We start from the raw sequence: 19901 nt of genomic DNA on the forward strand, positions 1-19901 counted from the left end.
CCCAAGCAAGCTCGCACCGCAGTGCGGAGCACGGAGGTATTTCAATGAACCCAACCAACAAGCCCATCAATCAAAAGGCCTGGTGGCTCGTGCTGCCGGTGCTCATCTGCGTGGCCTTCTCGGCCATCGTGCCGCTGATGACGGTGGTCAACTACTCGGTGCAGGACATCATCTCGCCCGACCGGCGCGTCTTCGTCGGCACCGAATGGTTCGCCTCGGTGATGCGCGACGACGAGCTGCACCAGGCGCTGTGGCGCCAGCTGGGCTTCTCGCTCTCGGTGCTGCTGGTCGAGATTCCGCTGGGCATCTGCCTGGCACTGTCGATGCCGGCCAAGGGTTGGAAGTCTTCCGCGGTGCTGGTGGTGGTGGCGCTGTCGCTCCTCATTCCATGGAACGTGGTCGGCACCATCTGGCAGATCTACGGCCGTGCCGACATCGGCCTTCTGGGGCACGCGCTGCAGAAGCTGGGGGTTGACTACAACTACACGGGCAGCGCGGCGGACGCCTGGCTTACGGTGCTGGTGATGGACGTGTGGCACTGGACGCCGCTGGTGGCACTGCTGTGCTTTGCCGGCCTGCGCTCGATTCCCGATGCCTACTACCAGGCGGCGCGCATCGACGGGGCCAGCAAGTTCGCGGTGTTCCGCTACATCCAGCTGCCCAAGATGCGCGGCGTGCTCATGATCGCGGTGCTGCTGCGCTTCATGGACAGCTTCATGATCTACACCGAGCCCTTCGTGCTGACGGGTGGCGGTCCGGGCAATGCCACCACTTTCCTGAGCCAATACCTCACGCAGAAGGCCGTGGGCCAGTTCGACCTGGGGCCGGCGGCAGCTTTCTCGCTGATCTATTTCCTGATCATCCTGTTGTTCTGCTTCGTGCTCTACAACTGGATGCAGCGGGTGGGCACGCAAGAGGTGGAGAAAGAACAATGAACGAAAAAAGATTCCACAAGCGCAGCATCTTCCTGGTGCTGTACATCCTGTTCGCGCTGCTGCCCATCTACTGGATGGTCAACATGAGCTTCAAGACGAACGAGGAGATCGTCTCGAGCTTCTCGTTCTTCCCGCATGAGCTCACCTGGGCCAACTACGCGCGCATCTTCACCGACGAGTCGTGGTACTCGGGCTACATCAACAGCCTGATCTACGTGGCGATCAACACGGTGATCTCGCTCACCGTGGCGCTGCCGGCGGCGTACGCGTTCTCGCGCTATTCGTTCCTGGGCGACAAGCACGTGTTCTTCTGGCTGCTGACCAACCGCATGACGCCGCCCGCGGTGTTCCTGCTGCCGTTCTTCCAGCTGTACAGCACGGTCGGCCTGATGGACACGCACCTGGGCGTGGCGCTGGCGCACCTTTTGTTCAACGTGCCGCTGGCGGTGTGGATTCTGGAAGGCTTCATGAGCGGAATTCCGCGCGAGATCGACGAGACGGCGTACATCGACGGCTACTCGTTCCCGCGCTTCTTCGTCAGGATCTTCCTGCCGCTCATCAAGGCCGGCGTGGGCGTGGCGGCGTTCTTCTGCTTCATGTTCAGCTGGGTCGAGCTGTTGCTGGCCCGCACGCTGACCAGCGTGAACGCCAAGCCGATCGTCGCGACCATGACGCGCACGGTGAGCGCCTCGGGCATGGACTGGGCCACGCTGGCAGCGGCTGGGGTGCTGACCATCGTGCCTGGCGCGATCGTGATCTGGTTTGTCCGCCACTACATCGCAAAAGGCTTTGCGATGGGTCGTGTCTAAGGAGACAAGTAGATGTTCGACTGGATGGTCTGGACCACCCCGGTGGCCGTTTTCTTCATCTGCATCGCGCTCATGCTGGTCGGCATGACGGTGTGGGAGTTCAAGTCGCCCACCACCATGCGGCGCGGCTGGCTGCCCATTGCCACGACGCGCGGCGATCGCCTTTTCATCGGCCTGCTGTCGGCGGCCTACCTGAACCTGGTCTTCATCGGCCTGGCCGGCAAGCTCCAGGAATGGCTGAGCCTGCAGGCCGAGCCCTCGATCTGGATCAGCTTCGTGCTGTCGATGTTTCTCCTGGCGCTGGTGATGCGCAAAGGCTAGGTCCAAGGATTCTTTTTCAGACGCGACCGGCTCTCCGCCTCCCCGGAGCCGCGATCGAAAAAACCGGGGAAGCTTTCAACCGAGGAGACAGACTCATGAAGATGCGCTACACGGCATTGGCACTGGCAGCGGCGATGTTCGCCGCGCAAGGCGCTTCGGCGGGCGAAGCCGAAGCCAAGAAGTGGATCGACAGCGAATTCCAGCCGTCGACCCTGACCAAGGATCAGCAAACCGCAGAGTTGAAGTGGTTCATCGATGCCGCCAAGAAACTCCAGGCCAAGGGCGTCAAGGAGATTTCGGTGGTGTCGGAAACCATCACCACGCACGAGTACGAGTCGAAGACGCTGGCCAAGGCCTTCGAGGAGATCACCGGCATCAAGGTCAAGCACGACCTGATCCAGGAAGGCGACGTGGTCGAGAAGCTGCAGACCTCGATGCAGTCGGGCAAGTCGATCTACGACGGCTGGATTTCCGACTCCGACCTGATCGGTACGCACTACCGCTACGGCAAGATCATGAACCTGACCGACTACATGGCCGGGACGGGCAAGGAATGGACCAATCCGGGTCTGGACATCAAGGACTTCATCGGCACCAGCTTCACGACGGCGCCGGACAAGAAGCTCTACCAGTTGCCCGACCAGCAGTTCGCCAACCTGTACTGGTTCCGCGCCGACCTGTTCGACCGCAAGGACCTGAAGGACAAATTCAAGGCCAAGTACGGCTACGACCTGGGCGTGCCGCTCAACTGGAGCGCCTACGAGGACATCGCCGAGTTCTTCAGCGTCGACGTGAAGACCATCGACGGCAAGCCGATCTACGGCCACATGGACTACGGCAAGAAAGACCCGTCGCTGGGCTGGCGCTTCACCGATGCCTGGCTCTCGATGGCAGGCACTGCAGACATCGGAATTCCGAACGGCATGCCGATCGACGAATGGGGCATCCGCGTGGGCGACGACAAGTGCACGCCGGTAGGCGCCTCTGTCTCGCGCGGCGGCGCCACCAATTCGCCGGCCGCGGTCTATGCACTCACCAAGTACATCGACTGGATGAAGAAGTACGCGCCCAAGGAAGCCACGGGCATGACCTTCGGCGAAGCCGGGCCGGTGCCGGCCCAGGGCCAGATCGCACAGCAGATCTTTTGGTACACGGCCTTCACGGCCGACATGACCAAGAAGGGCCTGCCCGTGGTGAACGAAGACGGCACGCCCAAGTGGCGCATGGCGCCCGGCCCGAACGGCCCGTACTGGAAGCAGGGCATGCAGAACGGCTACCAGGACGTGGGCTCGTGGACCTTCTTCAGTGCCCACGACGCCAACAAGACCGCCGCCGCCTGGCTCTATGCCCAGTTCGTCACTTCCAAGAGCGTCTCGCTGAAGAAGACCATCGTCGGTCTCACGCCGATCCGCGAGTCGGATATCCAGAGCAAGGCCATGACCGACCTGGCGCCCAAGCTCGGCGGCCTGGTCGAGTTCTACCGCAGCCCGGCCCGCGTGGCATGGACGCCCACTGGCACCAACGTGCCCGACTATCCGAAGCTCGCGCAGCTCTGGTGGAAGAACGTGGCCGAGGCCGTGACGGGCGAGAAGACCCCGCAGAAGGCGATGGACAACCTGGCCGACGAGATGGACAACGTGATGGCCCGCCTCGAGCGCGCCGGCATGGCCCACTGCGCACCCAAGCTCAACGCCAAGGGTGACCCCAACAAATGGCTGAGCGACAAGAACGCGCCGTGGAAGAAGCTGGCCAACGAAAAGCCCAAGGGCGAGACCATCGAGTACAGCAAGATGCTGGCAGCCTGGAAGGAAGGCAAGGCGCGCTGACCGCCTGCGTTTCTTGCAAAACAGCCGACCAGGGCCGCGCCGAAGGGTGCGGCCCTTTTTTTCGTCCCTATCCGTGGGGCCGGCGCGACGGCATGACCAATGGCAGATGCGCCAGTGCGACGCTTGGCTTACATTCGACGGCCCCCGCTCAGCCCCAGCAAGTGACCTCAAGCATTTCCAGCCCCGCCGCGCGCCCCAAACGTGTCCTGGTGATTCACTATTCGCAGACCGGCCAGCTCGGCAGCGTCGCCGAGCAGATCGTTGCGCCGCTCAGGGCCGATCCGCAGATTTCCGTTCACGTCGAAACGCTGCGTCCGCAGGCGGATTTTCCGTTTCCCTGGCCGTTCCTGACCTTCTTCGATGCCTTTCCGGAGTCGGCCCACCTGAAGCCGCCGCCGCTGGCGCCGCTTTCGCTCTCGGGGGACGAAGACTTCGATCTGGTCATCCTGCCGTACCAGGTCTGGTTCCTGGCGCCATCGCAGCCGATTGCCGCCTTTCTCAAGCATTCGCTGGCGAGCCGCCTGCTCGAGGGCAAGCCGGTCGTCACGGTCATCGCCTGCCGCAACATGTGGCTGCTGGCGCACGAGAAGCTCAAGGGCCTGCTCGATGCGGTGGGCGCACGCCTGATCGACAACGTGGTGCTGACCGACCCCGGCCCGACGCTGGCCACTTTTTTCACCACGCCGGCCTGGCTCATCTGGGGCCGCAAGCGCGGCTTCTGGGGCATGCCCGACGCCGGCCTCAGCGCCGAACAGATCCAGGGCGCGGGCCGTTTCGGCCGCGCGCTGCGCGAGGCGCTGCACAACGACCTCGAACGCGGATCGCAGCCGCTGCTCGCGGGGCTGGGCGCAGTGCGGGCCGACGCCCGGCTGCTGATCAGCGAAAAAGCCGGCACGCGGAGCTTTTTCCTCTGGGGCAGGCTGATCATGGCGGCGGGGCGGCCCGGCGCATGGCAGCGCAAGCCGTTGCTGCTGCTCTATGTGGTCTTCCTTCTTGTGCTGATTGTCACGGTCGTGCCCGTGAGCTTGACGCTGCAGGCGCTGCTGCGGCCTTTGTTCAAGGGGTGGCTGACTAAAATGACGGCTCATTTCGAGCGCCCCTCGGGCTCGGCCACGGATCGTTCCCCCCTCTATGACGACTGATGTCTTCCTGACCCGCACTGCCGCCTTTCTGCCCTTTGCCCCGGTCAGCAATGAAGACATCGAAGACGTCCTCGGTCGCATCGGCGGCAAGGCGTCGCGCGCACGGCGGCTGATTCTTCGCAGCAACGGCATCCAGTCGCGCCACTACGCCATCGACCGGGCCACCGGCCGGCTCGCCATGAGCAATGCGCAGCTCACCGCCTCGGCCATTCGGGCGCTGGGCGACATCGGGCCGGTGGATTGCCTCGCCACCGGCACCTCGCTGCCCGATCAGCTGATGCCCAACCACGCCGTGATGGTGCATGGCGAGCTCGGCTGGCCGCGGCTCGAGGTGGTGGCTTGCGCGGGCATCTGCCTGGCGGGCACCACGGCGCTCAAGCATGCGTGGTTGTCGGTACGTTCGGGTGACGCGCGACGCGCGGTGGCCACGGGCTCGGAATTGGCTTCGGCCGTGATGCGCGGATCCAGGTTCGAGGCCGAACTCGAACACAAGCTCGAAGCGCTCGAGGAGCGTCCGGAACTCGCCTTCGAGAAAGACTTCCTGCGCTGGATGCTCTCCGACGGCGCCGGCGCCGTGCTGCTCGAGCGCGAGCCGCGCGGCCCGCTGTCGCTGCGCGTGGAATGGATCGACCTGTCTTCCGCCGCGCACGAGCTGCCGGTGTGCATGTATGCAGGCGCCGACAAGAACGCCGAAGGCGGGCTGGACGGCTGGGCGCGCACCGCGCCGGAAGACTGGCGGCGCGAGTCGACCTTCGCCGTCAAGCAGGACGTGCGCCTGCTCAACGAGAACATCGTGCGCGCCACGCTGGGCGAGCCGCTGGCGGCCATCGTCGAGAAGCGCGGCCTGAAGGCGGCCGACGTCGACTGGTTCCTGCCGCACCTGTCGTCCGGCTATTTCGTCGAGCCGGTGAGTCGCTGCCTCGAATCGATGGGCTTCGCGATTCCGCGCGAACGCTGGTTCAGCAACCTGGCGAGCAAGGGCAATACCGGGTCGGCGTCGCCCTACATCATGCTCGACGAGCTGTTCCGTTCGGGCCGCATCAAGCCCGGCCACAAGCTGCTGATGTTCGTACCCGAAAGCGGCCGCTTCTCGAGCGGTTTCATCTATCTGGAAGCGGTCTGATGAATCTTGATGATGTTCCGCAGGAAGGCAACGCCACACTCGACGGCCACGCCAAGCTCATGTATGCGCGCGACGCGCAGGGCCGCGTCGTGACCACCCGTTCGCGTGGCTGGGAGGCGGAAGAAATCGTCACCAGCCATGCGGTCGACGTGCTCGTCGTGCAGGCGCAGGCGGCCAGAGAGCGCGTGGTCCAGGGGCTCGCGTCGCCGCTCGAATACTGGATGTACGAGCGTCGCATGGACGTGGCGCTGCTATCGCAGACCAGCGGATTCTGGCAATGGCGCGTACGGCGCCACCTGATGCCCAAGCACTTCGCAGCGCTGTCCGCGAAGCAGCTGGCGCGTTATTCGGAGGCTCTGGGCCTGCCCGTATCCACCTTGCGAGGCCTGCCGTGAACTTCGAACATCAACAAGCTGCGCACTGCGAAAGCGGCGTCATCTCGAACCTGATGCGCCACCACGGCGTACCCATGACCGAGAGCATGGCGCTCGGCCTGTCGTCGGCGCTGTCGTTCGCCTACCTGCCGTTCATCAAGCTTTCGGGGCTGCCGCTCATTTCATACCGCATGCCGCCCAAGGCCATCATCAAGGGCCTGCTGGCGCCGATGGCCGCGCGCTTCCGCTTCGAGACCTTCCGCAGTCCCGAGGCCGGTGCCCAGCGCCTCGACGCCCTGCTGGCCGGCGGGCAGATCGTGGGCCTGCAGACCTCGGTCTACTGGCTGCCGTACTTTCCGCCCAACATGCGCTTTCACTTCAATGCGCACAACCTGCTGGTCTACGGCAAGGAGGGCGACGACTACCTGATCAGCGACCCCGTGTTCGAGGAGCCGGTGCGCTGCGCCAGCGCTGATCTTTCGCGTGCACGCTTTGCCAAGGGCGTGCTCGCGCCCAAGGGCCTTATGTATTACCCGCAGGCCATCGAGCGCAAGACGGTCGATGCGGCATCGGTGCAAAAAGCCATCCGCAAGACGGTGCGCACCATGTTGGCGCCGATTCCCATTGTCGGCGTGCGCGGCATGCGCACGCTGGCCAGGCGCATGCAGAAGCTGTCGCCGGCCGATCCGCGCAGTGTCGATTTCATCGGCCACGTGGTGCGCATGCAGGAAGAAATCGGCACGGGTGGGGCGGGCTTCCGTTTCATCTATGCGGGCTTCCTGCAAGAGGCGGCGCAGTTGCTCGGCAAGCCGCAGCTGCAGCAGATGTCCGAACGGCTCATCGCCATCGGCGACGGCTGGCGCGCCTTCGCACTCAAGGCAGCGCGCATGGTGAAGGGGCGAGAGCCTGTGGATCCGGTGGCGCTGGCTGACAAGCTGCGTGAACAGGCGCAGCAGGAGGAGACATTCTTTCGTGACCTCAAGGCTGTTGTTGCCTGAGATGGATCGTCGCTTTTCGATTCGGTGCTTGGGGTGCGAAATGCGCTGTTCAGGGCGCGCTCCCGCCGACGGGGGACATTCGCGGAGGGGAGTACCCGGTGGCCTGTGCACGCGTCCCGAAAAGCCGTGCCCCGAAGAACAGCGCCCCGAACGAGCGACACGCCGATGCTCGAACTGAAGAACCTCGGCTACCGCTATCCGCACGCCGAGCGGCCCGCGTTGGCCGACGTCTCGCTCGCGGTTCCGCGCGGTTGCGTGATGGGCCTGCTCGGACCCAACGGCGCCGGCAAGACCACGCTGATCTCTCACCTCTCGGGCGCCCTGGCCGTGCAGTCGGGCGAGATCCGCATCGACGGCCAACCGCTGCAGCAAGTGCGCGCTCGGGCGCCCACGCGCATCGCGGTGGCGCCGCAGGACCAGGCCTTCTATCCCATGCTCACCGTGGCCGAGAACCTCGCATGCTTCGCCGCGGCGGGCGGGCTTTCCGGCGCGCGCAAGAAGGCGCGGATCGAAGCCTGCACGCAGTTTGCCCAGCTCGAACAGTTCGCGGGCGTGCGCGCCGAGCGCCTCTCGGGCGGACTGAAACGCCGGCTCAACCTGGCGATCGCCTTGCTGCCCGAACCTGAGCTGATGCTGTTCGACGAGCCTACGGTGGGCGTCGATCCACAATCGCGCGCCTTCATCCTCGATGCCATCAAGAGCCTGGCGCAGCAAGGCGCGGCGGTGATCTATGCCTCGCACTACATGGAAGAGATCGAAGCCATCGCCGACCGCGTGGCCATCCTCGACCAAGGCCGCGTGCTGCGCGAAGGTTCGCTCGAAGAGCTGCTGTCGAAGAGCGCCATGCTGCTGACGCTGGCGGCCGACGGGCTCGACGCAGAGAGTCTCTCGCGTTTCGGCACGGTGGAGCAGGGCGGCGTGCATTGGCGCATTCACCTGCACGAAGGCACCGGCCCAGGTCCCGTGTTGCAGGCCCTGGAAGCCGAAGGCATCGACGTGCGCCACGCCGAGTTCGGCCGCCACGATCTCGAACAGCTTTTCATGGCACTCACCCATCGCTCCTTGCGGGACTGAACGCCATGCTGCTTGCGCTCATCAAGAAGGAACTGCTCGCACTCGTGCGCGACATGCACGGGCTGGCGGCGCTGTTCTTCATGCCGATGGTCTTCATCGTGCTGATGTCGCTCACGCTGAAAGACATCTACCGCCCGCCGCTGGCCGAGCTGAGCTACGCGGTGGACGTGCGCGACACCGGGACGCCTGCGCAATGGCTGCAGCAGATCTGGCAGCGCAGCCATGGCGCACCCCGAGCGCTCGATGCCGACTGGCAGGTGCAGCTGCGCAGCGGCGCGCTCAAGTACGTGATCGTGCTGGAGCCAGGCCTTTCGGCGGAGCTCGAATCGGCCGCGCTGTCGACCAGGGCCCACATCCGGCTGCTGACGGAGCCGGGCATCGATGCCAACCTTTTCAACGCGCTGCGCGCGGAGCTGGCCGGCGCTTCGGGCGAACTGAAGGCGCGCCTCGCGCTGGCGGTGCCCGGCACGTCCGGGCCGCCGCCGGGGGCCTCGATCCAGGCGCTGGTGAATGCCGAGCGCTATTCGACCACCGGGCCGCGGCCCACCTCGGTGCAGCAGAACGTGCCGGCGTGGCTGGTGTTCGGCATGTTCTTCGTGGTCGCATCGCTCTCGAGCCTGTTCGTGCAGGAGCGCAGTTCGGGCGCGCTGGGCCGGCTGCGCAGCCTGGGCGTGTCACGCTTCATGCTGCTGATGTCCAAGGCGCTGCCTTACCTTGGCGTCAACGCGCTGCAGGCCGTGCTGATGCTGGCCGCCGGCATCTGGCTGATGCCGCTGATCGGCGGTGACGCGCTTTCGCTCGCGGGCATCCATTGGGGCGCGCTGGTGCTGGCGCTGGCCGCGGTGAGCCTGGCCGCGGTGAGCCTGTCGCTTGCCCTCGCTTGCCTGGTGCGCAGCCATGCACAGGCCGCGACCATCGGGCCGATGGTCAACGTGCTGATGGCGGCCGCGGGCGGCATCATGGTGCCGAAGTTCGTCATGCCGGGCTTCATGCAGCGGCTGGTCGAAATCTCTCCAATGAACTGGGGGTTGGAAGCGCTGCTCACCGTGCTGTTGCGCGGCGGCGGCGTGGCCGACACCCTGCCGCAGGTCGGCCGGCTCATGGTGTTCGCGGCCGCCATGTTCCTGCTCGCTGTTTTTCTGTTTCGCAGGCCCGCATCGTGACCGACTCCGTATCCGCAGAATTCATTGCCAGCCTGAAGGCCATGGTGCTCGAGGCCGTCGAAAAAGACGCGCCGCCGGGCGGCCTTGGCGACGACGAGCCGCTGTTCGGCCCCGAGGCCCGGCTCGATCTCGATTCGCTCGATGCCCTGCAGGTGTCGATGACGATCCAGCAGCGCTTTGGCCTGCGCATGCCCGACAGCAAGGAAACGCGCCGCGCGCTCACCTCCATCGCCCACCTGGCCGACCACCTGGCGCAAGCGGGCAAGACATGAGCGCCGCGCCGGGCCGCCCCAAGCAAGCTCGCACCGCAGTGCGAAGCACGAAGGTCATCGAGTGAGCATTGAGGACGTGTATCTTGCCGGCACGGGCCTGGCCTGTGCGCTGGGCAACGATCCCGCGTCCTGCGTGACAGCCCTTGCACGCGGGGGTGTGCGGCCCACACCGGTTGCGGTCTCCGAGGGCGTGCAGTGGCCTGTGTTCATGCTGCCGCCGCAGGATGGCAGCTGGGCCGGGCGGCTGGAGCGCGCCGTGCGCAGCGTGGCTGCACAGGCGGGCGAGGGTGCAGGCGGGCGCTCCGGCCCGCTCTTCGTTGCATCGTCCTCGCTGGACATCGGCAACATGGAACACGAGCTGCAAGACCTCCGCCTGGGCGGCGACCTGCAGGACTTCGCCGACCTCGTGGCCGGCGCGCTCGACTGGCAAGGGCCGGTTCTCACAATCTCCACGGCCTGCACCTCGGCGCTCAATGCCGTGCTGGCGGCCTGCGACCTGATCCGAAGCGGGGAGGCCGACGAGGCCCTGGTCATCGGGGCCGAACTCGGCAACCGCTTCACCGTGGCGGGCTTCGGCGCCATGCAGTTGCTCTCGCCTGACGGCGCGCGGCCTTTCGGCGCCGGCCGCAACGGGCTGGTGCTCGGCGAGGCGGTGGCCGCATTGCGCATTGGCTCGCGCGCGGCGCGCTGGCGCATTGCCGGCGGGTCCAACGTGGTCGATGGCCGCAACCCCTCGGGTACCGAAGCCAGCGCGGTGATTGCCATGTGCCATGAGGCCCTGGCGCAGAGCAAGTTGAACCCGCGGGATATCGATCTGATCAAGGTGCAAGCCGCGGGCAGCCCGGTCAACGATGCGATCGAGGCGCAGGCGCTGAAGCAGGTCTTCGATCCGCTGCCGCCTCTGGTGTCGCTCAAGTCGGCGCTTGGCCATACGCTGGGCGCATCGGGTGCCGCCGAACTGGCGTTGATCGTCGCCTGTATCGAAGCCGGGGCGTGGCCTTCGACAGGGTATGCGATCGATGGCGAACTCGGCATCGCATTGAGCACGCAGGCGCCCGCCAGGCTGCGCAACATGCTGCTCAATGTGGTCGGGTTCGGCGGTGGACACGCCTCGCTGGTGCTGCAGGACTGCACCGCATGAACGCCGGTTCCGCCGTCGCATGGCGCACCGTTGCGCACTTCAGCGCCGATCCTTTGCCAGCGGATTGGCGCGACCAGCTGGCGCACCGGCTCGGCCGGCGGCCACGGCGCGTGGGCCTCTGGACCGAACTCGCGATGTACGGCGCGCGCTGCTGCCTCGATGCGGCGGGCGAGGAGGCATTGCCCATGGGTGCCCGCCTGCGCGTATCGAGCATGCGCGGCGCCTGGGGTGCGACGCATGCAGGCCTGGCGCAGCTCGACGCAGGCGCGCTGATGCCTTTCACCTTCATGCAGGGCCAGCCCGCATTGATGCTGGCTGAAGTCGCCCGCTGTCTCGACTGGCAAGGCGACGCGAGCTTTGCGCTGTGCCGCGATACGGCGCATCTGCTGCGGCTATCGAGGCTCGGCGCCGGCGGGGCCGGCCTGCTGATCGGGGTGGTGGAGGAGGAGCGCAATGGCGAAAAGCCGCGCTCCGAATGGTGGCGTCTGGTGCCGGCCTGAAACGCCTCTGTCTCGCCCGCGCCCGGCGAAATCAGGCCAATGCCGCGATCGACTGCGCCAGGTTGGCGCGAGCGCGTGCCTCCAGCAGCGCATGCATTCGAGGCGTGGCGTAGATCGCCTCCCGCGCCAGGAAGCGCTGCAGGATGGCCCGGCGGCGTGGCAAGCGCACCTCGTCGGGCACGAAGGCGTATTCGGCGTGCACCTGCCGTTCATATTCGTCGAACCGCGCCCGCTCCGCGCCGAGGATCGACAGGTCGATGTCGATCAGCAGTTCGGCGTCCCGGCCTTCGGGCACGGCATCGTGCCGCGTGGCCATCACCAGGGCGTGCACACGTTCGGCCGCCTCGGCTTGCGCGCCGGCCGCGAGCATGGCGCTGCGTGCCCAATCGGCGCTGCGAGCCTCGTTGTCGTGGGCATGCACGTCGTAGATCGCGTCGTGAAACCAGAGTGCGAGCGCCACTTCGCCCGGGCGCTCGGCCAGCGCTTGCTCATGCTCGAACCACGCCAGGCATTCGCCCAGGTGCTGCAGGGTGTGATAGTGGCGCTGCGGCTCGCTGTAGCGGCGCTGGAGCTCGATGCACAGCGCCTCATCGGCTGAGGCTACGCCCACCGAGCGCCAAGCGGCGTTCCAGTTGGCCAGCAGTGCCTCGGGCGTCACAGGCTATTGCTCCATGGCGGCCTTGACCTCCTGGCCGAGGTCGAGCACCGACATCGCGTAGTAGCTGCTCCAGTTGTAGCGCGTGATCACGTAGAAGTTGCGCGTGCCGGCCACATAGGTCGGCGGCGCGTCGGCGCCGTTCTGCAACTCGATGAGTGCGAGCAGGCCTTTGTGCCGCAGGCCGTCGCCTTCGGGCACCGCACCGGCCGCCACGAAGCTGTCGGCGCTGAAGCTCGGCAGGATGTCGGGTGCCAGGAGCACCGCTTTCTTGAGGCGGGCCTCTTCGAAATGCACGCGGTAGATGGCGGGCATGCCGGGCGTCCAGCCGAAGGCCTTGAAGTAGTTGGCGACCGAGCCGATCACGTCGGCCGGGTTGTCGACCAGGTCGATGCGGCTGTCGCCGTCGAAATCGACCGCGTACTTGGCGATGCTGCTCGGCATGAACTGCGGCATGCCCATGGCGCCCGCGTAGCTGCCCACGGGCCGCAGCGGGTCCTCGGAGGTGCGGCTCTCGGTGCTGAGAAAACTCTCGAGCTCGCCGCGGAAGAAGGCTTCGCGCTCGGCCGCGCGCGGGTGGGCCTGCGGAAAATCGAACGCGAGCGTGGACAGCGCATCGATCACCCGGAAGTTGCCCATGTTGCGGCCGTAGATGGTCTCGACGCCGATGATGCCGACAATGATTTCCGCCGGCACGCCGTACACCTCTTCAGCCCGCGCGAGCGTCTCGGCATTGGCGCGCCAGAAGCGCACGCCGGCGGCGATGCGCGTCGCGTCGATGAAGCGGCTGCGGTAGGCCTGCCAGTTCTTTACAGAGCCCGCAGGGCCCGGCAGCATCAGCCGCGGCACGTTCGGCAGGAAGCGGGCGCTGCCAATGGTGGCGCGCACCCATTCGCGGTCGAGGCCGCGGCGCTCGGCCACGTCGTCGGCAAAGCGCATGGCGTCCTCGCGGGTGGCATAGGGCGTGCTGCCAACCACGGTTTTCACCGCGCGGCCGTTGGCGGGTTTCTGGGCTTGTGCGCCCATGGACCATGCGCAGCAAGCGGCGAGCAGGACGACGGCGGCGGCGCGGGGCGGCGCGGGGAGAAAAAATCGCATGGGAGCGATTGTGCCGTCCGCCCGCAAGCCGACCGCCGCGGGACACATGCGGTTTCAGCGCCTGGGGTTCGGCGCGGGCCAGTTCAGCCGGCGGAACTCGCTGCGCAGGGCCGCCAGCGAAGCGGGCGAGGCCTCGGCGTAGCGCTGGGCTTCGAGCTTCAGCAGCCAGTCGCGCACCGCCTGGGCGGCGGGGCCGAAGCGTGCTTCGGCCTGCGCGGCCATCTGGCGCGGCGGTGCTGTTTCCGGCACCTTCAGGCCGGCCTTGGCGAGGCGCGTGCGTGCCTGGGCCAGCAGTCGCAGCCACGGGTCGTGCTGGCTGCGTTCCCACAAGGCCCATCCCGCGCCGGCCAGGCTTGCGCCCACCAGCAGGTAGAGCAGCACATAGGCGAGGTCTTCGAGGCTCGGCGCTTCGAAGCCGATGCTCTTGAGCAGGTTGAGTTGGCGGCTCTGGGTGTAGTTGAGTACCCACTGGTTCCAGCTGTTGTTCACGGCTTCCCACGCGGCGCGCACGTTTTGCGCCAGCGTCGGGCTCATCGCGCCGATGGCGCCGGCAAAGAGGCCCGGCTGCGGCACGAGCCGCTGAAACTGGCCGACGCGCCCCGGCGACACCGCGCCGGTGGGATCGACGCGCATCCAGCCCACGCCTTCCTGCCAGACCTCGGCCCAGGCGTGCGCATCGCTCTGGCGCAGCACCCAGTAGTTGTCGACGCTGTTGAGTTCGCCGCCCTGGTAGCCGGTCACGATGCGCGCCGGAACGCCCAGCCCGCGCATCAGCACCACGAAGGCCGAGGCGATGTGCTCGCAGAAGCCTTCCTTGCGGTCGAACCAGAACTCGTCGGCCGTGTCGTTGCCGTAGAAACCCGGCTCCAGCGTGTAGGTGTAGCCGCCGGTGCGCAGCCGCTGCAACGCCGCGCGAACGAAGGCCTGCGTATCGGCATTGGCCAGACCGGGCTGGGCGCGCATCTCCGTGGCAAGCGCGGCGGTGCGCGGGTTCGATCCGGGCGGCAGCGCAAGGTACGGGCGCAGCGCGGCCGTCTGCCGTGTCGGGCCGCTCGCAAACTGCGTATGGCTTTCGGCGCGGTAGCGCACCAGGTCGGAGATGGGGCGGTTCGCGAGCCACTGCAGGTCCGGCGTGCCCAGCACTTCGAACCCAGGTACCTCGGGTGCACTTTGCGCCGCATCGAGCGTGAGCAGCCAGGGCCGATGGCTGGGCTCGAGCGTGATCTCGTAGCGCACCGGCTGGCCGCTGGTGCGCAGGTTGGCTGATGTCGGCGCGCCGCGCGACCAGCTCGGCAGCGCCGTCCACTCGCGCCCGTCGAACTGCGCGAGCACCGGGCCGCGGAAATAAAGCTGGCTCTGCGGCGGCACGCGGTCGTTCTCGAACTTGATGCGCGCCGCAATGCGGTCGTCCAGCGCCAGTTTGGCGATGGTGCCCACGCGCATGGTGTTCGACAAGCCGGTGCGGCCCGCCATGGCGTCCGCGGGCGTGCCCCACAGCGGCGCGAAGCGCGGGAACAGCAGGAACAGCGCGAGCATGATCGGCGCGCCCAGCAAAGCCATCCAGCTGGCGGTGCGCGCCGCCAGCATCAGCGGCGGCTTGCCCACCGGCATGTGCGCATTGACCAGCGCGGTGAGCAGGCCCAGCAGCGCAAGCAGCATGGTGACCGCGGTCATCAGCGATTGCGAATAGAAGAAGTTCGTGAGCATCGCGAAGAAGCCCAGGAAGAACAGCACGAAGGCGTCCCTGCGGGCGCGCAGCTCCAGCGTCTTGAGGGCCAGCAGGATCACGACCAGTGTGACGCCGGCGTCGCGGCCCAGCAGCGTACGGTGCGTGGCGTAGGTGGCGGCCAACGTCAGGACCAGCAGGCCCACGCGTGCCCACTTGCCCGGCAGCGGACGGGCCTCGATGGCCAGCGTGCCGCGGTACACCAGGACCATCGCGGTGATGGCGGTACACCACCAGGGCAGGTTCTCGGCCTGTGGAAGCACGATGAGCGCGATGACGATCAGCAGGAAGAGGGTGTCCCTGGCGTCCCTTGGCAGCGCCGAGATCTCGCGCATGAACTTGTTCATGCGCGGTGCTCCGGGCGGAAAAAGCGGGCGTTCAACATAAGGCCAGCGCTTCCAGGCAGGCTCTGCGGTGCGCCTCGCCCTGCGACGGCTGCACCACCCGTGCGGCCACGCGGATACCGTAGTCCACGCCCAGCCGGTCCGCCATCAGCACCCAGGCGCAGAGCCTCGAAAGACGTGCCTCGGTGTCGGCGACGTTGGCTGCCTGCGCGTCGAGCCACAACTCCTCGCGCTGGGTCTGCTGCGTGTCACGGCTCACCAGGTCTTCCGACCCGGTGGCTTGCGCGCGGGCCGCTTTTTTCCAGACCACGAGCTTGAGCGGGTCGCCGCGGCGATAGGCCCGCAGGCCGTCGTATTCCCCAGCGGCCTGGGCGCGCAGCGCGGCCGACGTGGCCGCCGGGCCCGACAGGGGCTCGCCGGGCGGCAGCGGCGGCGGATGCGCCTCGGGCGTTGGATAGACCAGCATCTGCGCGGCGGGCCGCCACACCGTCCAGACGCGGAAGGTTCCGAGCGGAAAACGGGTTTCGGCCGTGAGCGGCGGCACCGGGTGGAGCCCGCGCCTTTCGGGCTGGAAGGCGATCTCGACGGTTGCGCTGCCTTCGGCCGGCACGTCGGTCCAGGCCCATTGGCCGCTGCCGCGCACCGCCATGCCGATGCCGTAGCGCACGCTGCGCCGCGTGTTGTGCAGCACCACGCGAAAGACGGCGGCGGCGCCTGCGTAATGCGGCTCGGGCGGCGTCAGGTGCATGGCCAGGCCGCGCAGCGTGGCGTGGCACACATGCATGCCCACGGCCACGCTGCCCGCGAGCAGGAAGGTCAGCAGATAGCCGAGGTTGAGCTGGTAGTTGATCGATGCGATCAGGAGCACCAGCAGGGTGGCGCCCAGCAGCCAGCCAGCGCGCGTGGGCACGATGTAGACGTTGCGCTGCGTGAGCTCCAGCGTGTCCGAAGGCGGCCGGCGCGACAGAAACCAGCCGTCGATGCGCGAGCGTAGCGACGCGATCATCGGAGGCAAAGGGACTGGTTCACGGGCTGGTTCATCTTTACGGCAACGGCACGTCCGCGATCATCGCGCGCACCTGCTCCACGGCGCCCCGGCCCGCATCGCCCACGGGGGTGAGACGGTGCGCAATGGTCTGCGGCAATATCGACTGCACGTCGTCGGGCGCGACGTAGCTGCGGTTGGCCAGCAGCGCCTGCGCCTTGGCGGCGCGCAGCACGGCAATGCCGGCCCGCGGCGAGAGACCCTGCAAAAACCACCGGCCGGAACGCGTGGCGGCGATCAGGTCCTGCACGTAGTTCAGCAGCGGTTCGGCGGCATGCACCTGCTGCACGCGCTGCTGCAACGCCGTCAGTTCGCCCGCGGTCAGCATGGCGGGCAGGGTGGCCAGCATTTCGCGGCGGTCGGCGCCCGCGAGCAGTTCGCGCTCCGCGGCGCGGTCGGGGTAGCCCAGCGAGATGCGCATGAGGAACCGGTCGAGCTGCGACTCCGGCAGGGCAAAGGTGCCGAGCTGGTCCTGCGGGTTCTGGGTGGCAATCACGAAGAAGGGCGTGGGCAGCGGCCGCGTTTCGCCCTCGATGGTGACCTGCTTCTCTTCCATCGCCTCGAGCAGCGCGCTCTGCGTCTTGGGGCTGGCGCGGTTGATCTCGTCCGCCAGCAGCACCTGCGCGAAGATCGGGCCGGGGTGGAATACGAAGGCCTGCTGGCCGCGGTCGTAGATCGCCACGCCCGACAGGTCGCCCGGCATCAGGTCGGCCGTGAACTGCACGCGCGAGAACTGGAGGCCGAAAGTGTGCGACAGCGCATGGGCGAGGGTGGTTTTGCCGACCCCGGGCACATCCTCGATCAAGAGGTGCCCGCCCGCGAGCAGGCATGCCACGCAGTCGCGCACCTGGGGCTCCTTGCCCACGATCACCGTGTTAAGCTGACTCAGCAAAGTGGCAAGCTTCGCAGCGACGTCCATATTTGTATCCATATGCAAACGATACCGTAAGACCGCCCGGCCCCATGCTGTGTGAGGTCTAGATACGACAGAGACACGGCAAAGACATGGGCAAGACCGGGTACTTCACACATCGCGACTGCTGGAAGCACGACATGGGACGGGGCCACCCCGAATGTCCCGAGCGGCTGGATGCCATCGAAGACAGGCTGCTGCTCACCGGCGTGGGCGATGCCCTCGAACACCGGGACGTGCCGCTGGCCACACTTTCGCAGATCACGCGGGCGCACAGCGAGGCGCACCTCGAATACCTCGAAGAGCTTCACCAGCGCCTGGTGGCCGACGAGCCGGCTGGCGGCCCCACCCATGCGCAGCTCGACCCCGACACCATCCTGACTCGATTCACGCTGCTGGCCGCGCGCCGCGCCGCCGGCGCCGCCATTGCCGCCACCGATGCGGTCATGGCGGGCGAGATCGAGAACGCGTTCTGCTCGGTGCGGCCGCCCGGGCACCATGCCTGCCGAGAGCAGGCCATGGGCTTTTGCTTTCTCAACAACGTGGCCATCGCGGCGCGGCATGCGCTCGAGGTGCATGGCCTGGAGCGCGTGGCCATTGTCGATTTCGACGTGCATCATGGCAACGGCACCGAAAACATTCTTTCGGGCGATCCGCGCGTGCTGATGGTGGGTTTCTTCCAGCATCCGTTCTATCCGTACAGCGGCACCGAGCACCCGGCTTCGAACATGCTGAACCTGCCGATCCCGGCCTACACCCGGGGCATGGACGTGCGCGAGCTGATCGAGGCCATGTGGATGCCCCGGCTTGAGGAGTTCGCGCCGGAGATGATCTTCGTGAGCGCCGGTTTCGACGCCCACCGCGAGGACGACCTGGGCCAGCTCGGCCTCACCGAGAACGACTTTGCCTGGATCACCAGCCGCATACAGGACGTTGCCAGGCGCCATGCGCGCGGCCGCATCGTCTCGATGCTCGAGGGCGGCTACAACCTCGATGCGCTGGCCCGCAGCGTCGAAGCGCACATCCGCGTCCTTGCCGATCTGTAGAGCCGCAGGCGCGAACACGGCGCCATGTTTTCCCAAGAGATGAACTTCAACGATTTCACACAACGCCTGGGCCAGGTCGACGCGCGCGGCCTGGGCATCGAGTTGGCCGCGCTGGTGGCTTGCGTGGCCCTGGCCTGGGTGGCGAGCCGCTGGTTCGGGCGCGACCAGCCCAAGGATTCGATCTGGTTCGGCGAGCGCACCTTCGACGGCGTGCTGTTCCCGCTGCTGGCGCTGGTTTTCACCGAGCTCGCCCGCCGCGCGGTGAACGGTTTCCAGCCGGTGCTGGTGCTGCGCATCGCGGTGTCGGTTTTCCTGTCGCTGCTGGTCATCCGCCTGTTCGCGCGCGTGATGAGGGCGGTGTTTCCCACCTCCAACCTGGTGCGGCTGCTGGAGCGCACGATCTCCTGGCTGGCCTGGATTGCCGCCATTCTCTGGATCGTCGGGTTGCTGCCGCCGGTGCTGGCCGAACTCGACAACATCACCCTGTCGTTCGGCAAGACGCGCGTCAGCCTGCAAACCATCGTCCAGGGCGCGCTATCGGCCGGGCTGGTGCTGGTGATCGCGCTGTGGATTGCCGCCACCATCGAGAAGCGCATCCTGCTCGAGGCCGTGACCGATCTTTCGATGCGCAAGGTCGCCTCGAACGCGGTGCGCGCCGTCCTGCTGCTGGTCGGGCTGCTGTTTGCGGCGGTGGGGGTCGACCTCACCGCGCTCTCGGTTCTGGGCGGCGCGCTTGGCGTGGGCCTGGGTTTCGGGCTGCAGAAGCTGGCGGCCAACTACGTGAGCGGCTTCGTGATACTGCTCGAACGTTCCATCCGCATTGGCGACAACGTCAAGGTCGACACCTTCGAGGGCCGCATCACCGACATCAAGACCCGCTACACGCTCATCCGTGCGGGCAACGGCCGCGAGGCCATCGTGCCGAACGAATCGCTCATTACCAGCCGCGTCGAGAACCTCTCGATGGCGGACCGCAAGTTCAACATCACGACCAGCGTCGTGGTGGGCTACGACAGCGACGTGGCGCAGGTCCAGTCCATCCTGTGCGGGGCCGCGAAATCGCAGCCGCGCGTCATGACCGACCCCGAGCCGGTGACCTTTCTCGCCAACTTTGCGCCCGATGGACTCGAGTTCGTTCTGAACTTCTGGGTCGCGGACCCCGACAAGGGCAAGGACAACGTGCGCTCGGCCATCAACATCGCCATCCTCGAAGGCCTGCGCAGCGCGGGCGTGGACATTCCGTATCCCCAGCGCGTGCTGCGCGTGGAGTCCCTGCCGCCGGGTGTTTCCGGCCCACCCGGCGCTGCCGTATAATCTCGAAAAAGCACGACCGTTCTTTTTTGTTGCCCCGCGGTACATGCCGATACGAATGCAGAGCCGGCAGAGGTCGGACTCT

Annotated in this window: 20 protein-coding genes; 15 read left to right on the plus strand and 5 right to left on the minus strand. The window is 66.9% G+C overall.

Annotated elements, in window-relative coordinates:
- Positions 1–44: 44 nt before the first annotated feature.
- From ACAM55_RS08160 to ACAM55_RS08220, 13 genes are all read left to right on the plus strand, one after another.
- A complete protein-coding gene (locus ACAM55_RS08160; RefSeq protein WP_369655528.1) occupies positions 45–935 on the plus strand; it encodes a carbohydrate ABC transporter permease in 891 nt (296 codons plus the stop codon).
- Entirely contained in the window at positions 932–1744 is an 813-nt protein-coding gene (locus tag ACAM55_RS08165; RefSeq protein ID WP_369655529.1) for a carbohydrate ABC transporter permease, read from the plus strand. Before ACAM55_RS08160 ends, ACAM55_RS08165 begins: the two co-directional genes overlap by 4 nt.
- A gap of 12 nt (positions 1745–1756) precedes the next feature.
- Entirely contained in the window at positions 1757–2065 is a 309-nt protein-coding gene (locus tag ACAM55_RS08170; RefSeq protein WP_369655530.1) for a DUF2160 domain-containing protein, read from the plus strand.
- A gap of 95 nt (positions 2066–2160) precedes the next feature.
- Positions 2161–3891: an ABC transporter substrate-binding protein gene (locus tag ACAM55_RS08175; RefSeq protein ID WP_369655531.1), complete on the plus strand. Its 1731-nt coding sequence runs from the start codon at positions 2161–2163 to the stop codon at positions 3889–3891.
- 161 nt (positions 3892–4052) lie between these two features.
- Positions 4053–5033, plus strand: coding sequence for a dialkylrecorsinol condensing enzyme (locus ACAM55_RS08180; protein ID WP_369655532.1), 981 nt, complete (start codon positions 4053–4055; stop codon positions 5031–5033).
- Positions 5023–6156: a beta-ketoacyl-ACP synthase III gene (locus ACAM55_RS08185; protein ID WP_369655533.1), complete on the plus strand. Its 1134-nt coding sequence runs from the start codon at positions 5023–5025 to the stop codon at positions 6154–6156. The genes ACAM55_RS08180 and ACAM55_RS08185 overlap by 11 nt, the downstream gene beginning before the upstream one ends.
- Entirely contained in the window at positions 6156–6551 is a 396-nt protein-coding gene (locus ACAM55_RS08190) for a hypothetical protein (protein ID WP_369655534.1), read from the plus strand. The genes ACAM55_RS08185 and ACAM55_RS08190 overlap by 1 nt, the downstream gene beginning before the upstream one ends.
- Positions 6548–7528, plus strand: a complete 981-nt coding sequence (locus ACAM55_RS08195) for a BtrH N-terminal domain-containing protein (RefSeq protein WP_369655535.1) — start codon at positions 6548–6550, stop codon at positions 7526–7528. The genes ACAM55_RS08190 and ACAM55_RS08195 overlap by 4 nt, the downstream gene beginning before the upstream one ends.
- Positions 7529–7693: 165 nt before the next feature.
- Positions 7694–8602, plus strand: a complete 909-nt coding sequence (locus ACAM55_RS08200) for an ABC transporter ATP-binding protein (protein ID WP_369655536.1) — start codon at positions 7694–7696, stop codon at positions 8600–8602.
- A 5-nt stretch (positions 8603–8607) separates the two neighbouring features.
- Positions 8608–9765, plus strand: coding sequence for an ABC transporter permease (locus ACAM55_RS08205; RefSeq protein ID WP_369655537.1), 1158 nt, complete (start codon positions 8608–8610; stop codon positions 9763–9765).
- Positions 9762–10037, plus strand: a complete 276-nt coding sequence (locus ACAM55_RS08210) for an acyl carrier protein (RefSeq protein WP_369655538.1) — start codon at positions 9762–9764, stop codon at positions 10035–10037. Before ACAM55_RS08205 ends, ACAM55_RS08210 begins: the two co-directional genes overlap by 4 nt.
- Before the next feature lie 61 nt (positions 10038–10098).
- A complete protein-coding gene (locus tag ACAM55_RS08215; protein ID WP_369655539.1) occupies positions 10099–11178 on the plus strand; it encodes a beta-ketoacyl synthase N-terminal-like domain-containing protein in 1080 nt (359 codons plus the stop codon).
- Positions 11175–11678 carry a hypothetical protein gene (locus ACAM55_RS08220; RefSeq protein ID WP_369655540.1) on the plus strand — a complete coding sequence of 168 codons (504 nt, stop codon included), beginning with the start codon at positions 11175–11177 and terminating at the stop codon, positions 11676–11678. The genes ACAM55_RS08215 and ACAM55_RS08220 overlap by 4 nt, the downstream gene beginning before the upstream one ends.
- A 31-nt stretch (positions 11679–11709) precedes the next feature.
- Here ACAM55_RS08220 and ACAM55_RS08225 read toward each other — a convergent pair whose 3' ends face one another.
- From ACAM55_RS08225 to ACAM55_RS08245, 5 genes are read right to left on the minus strand one after another with little or no spacing between them, the layout of a single operon-like run.
- Positions 11710–12336 (minus strand): N-methyl-D-aspartate receptor NMDAR2C subunit, encoded by a 627-nt coding sequence (locus tag ACAM55_RS08225; protein ID WP_369655541.1) that lies wholly within the window; start codon positions 12334–12336, stop codon positions 11710–11712.
- A gap of 3 nt (positions 12337–12339) precedes the next feature.
- On the minus strand, positions 12340–13431 hold the full coding sequence (gene mltB / locus ACAM55_RS08230; RefSeq protein WP_369655542.1) for a lytic murein transglycosylase B: 1092 nt from the start codon (positions 13429–13431) through the stop codon (positions 12340–12342).
- 54 nt (positions 13432–13485) lie between these two features.
- Positions 13486–15504 carry a transglutaminaseTgpA domain-containing protein gene (locus ACAM55_RS08235; RefSeq protein ID WP_369655543.1) on the minus strand — a complete coding sequence of 673 codons (2019 nt, stop codon included), beginning with the start codon at positions 15502–15504 and terminating at the stop codon, positions 13486–13488.
- 31 nt (positions 15505–15535) lie between these two features.
- A complete protein-coding gene (locus ACAM55_RS08240) occupies positions 15536–16507 on the minus strand; it encodes a DUF58 domain-containing protein (protein ID WP_369655544.1) in 972 nt (323 codons plus the stop codon).
- 37 nt (positions 16508–16544) lie between these two features.
- Positions 16545–17465 (minus strand): AAA family ATPase, encoded by a 921-nt coding sequence (locus ACAM55_RS08245; protein ID WP_369655545.1) that lies wholly within the window; start codon positions 17463–17465, stop codon positions 16545–16547.
- Between the two features lie 86 nt (positions 17466–17551).
- On the opposite strand from ACAM55_RS08245, the gene ACAM55_RS08250 reads away from it, so the two are divergent.
- Positions 17552–18505, plus strand: a complete 954-nt coding sequence (locus ACAM55_RS08250) for a histone deacetylase family protein (protein WP_369655546.1) — start codon at positions 17552–17554, stop codon at positions 18503–18505.
- A 39-nt stretch (positions 18506–18544) separates the two neighbouring features.
- Complete coding sequence (locus ACAM55_RS08255; RefSeq protein WP_369655547.1) at positions 18545–19819, plus strand: mechanosensitive ion channel family protein; 1275 nt, start codon at positions 18545–18547, stop codon at positions 19817–19819.
- Positions 19820–19901 lie beyond the last annotated feature (82 nt).

The organism is Variovorax sp. V213 (assembly GCF_041154455.1).
GTDB lineage: Bacteria > Pseudomonadota > Gammaproteobacteria > Burkholderiales > Burkholderiaceae_C > Variovorax.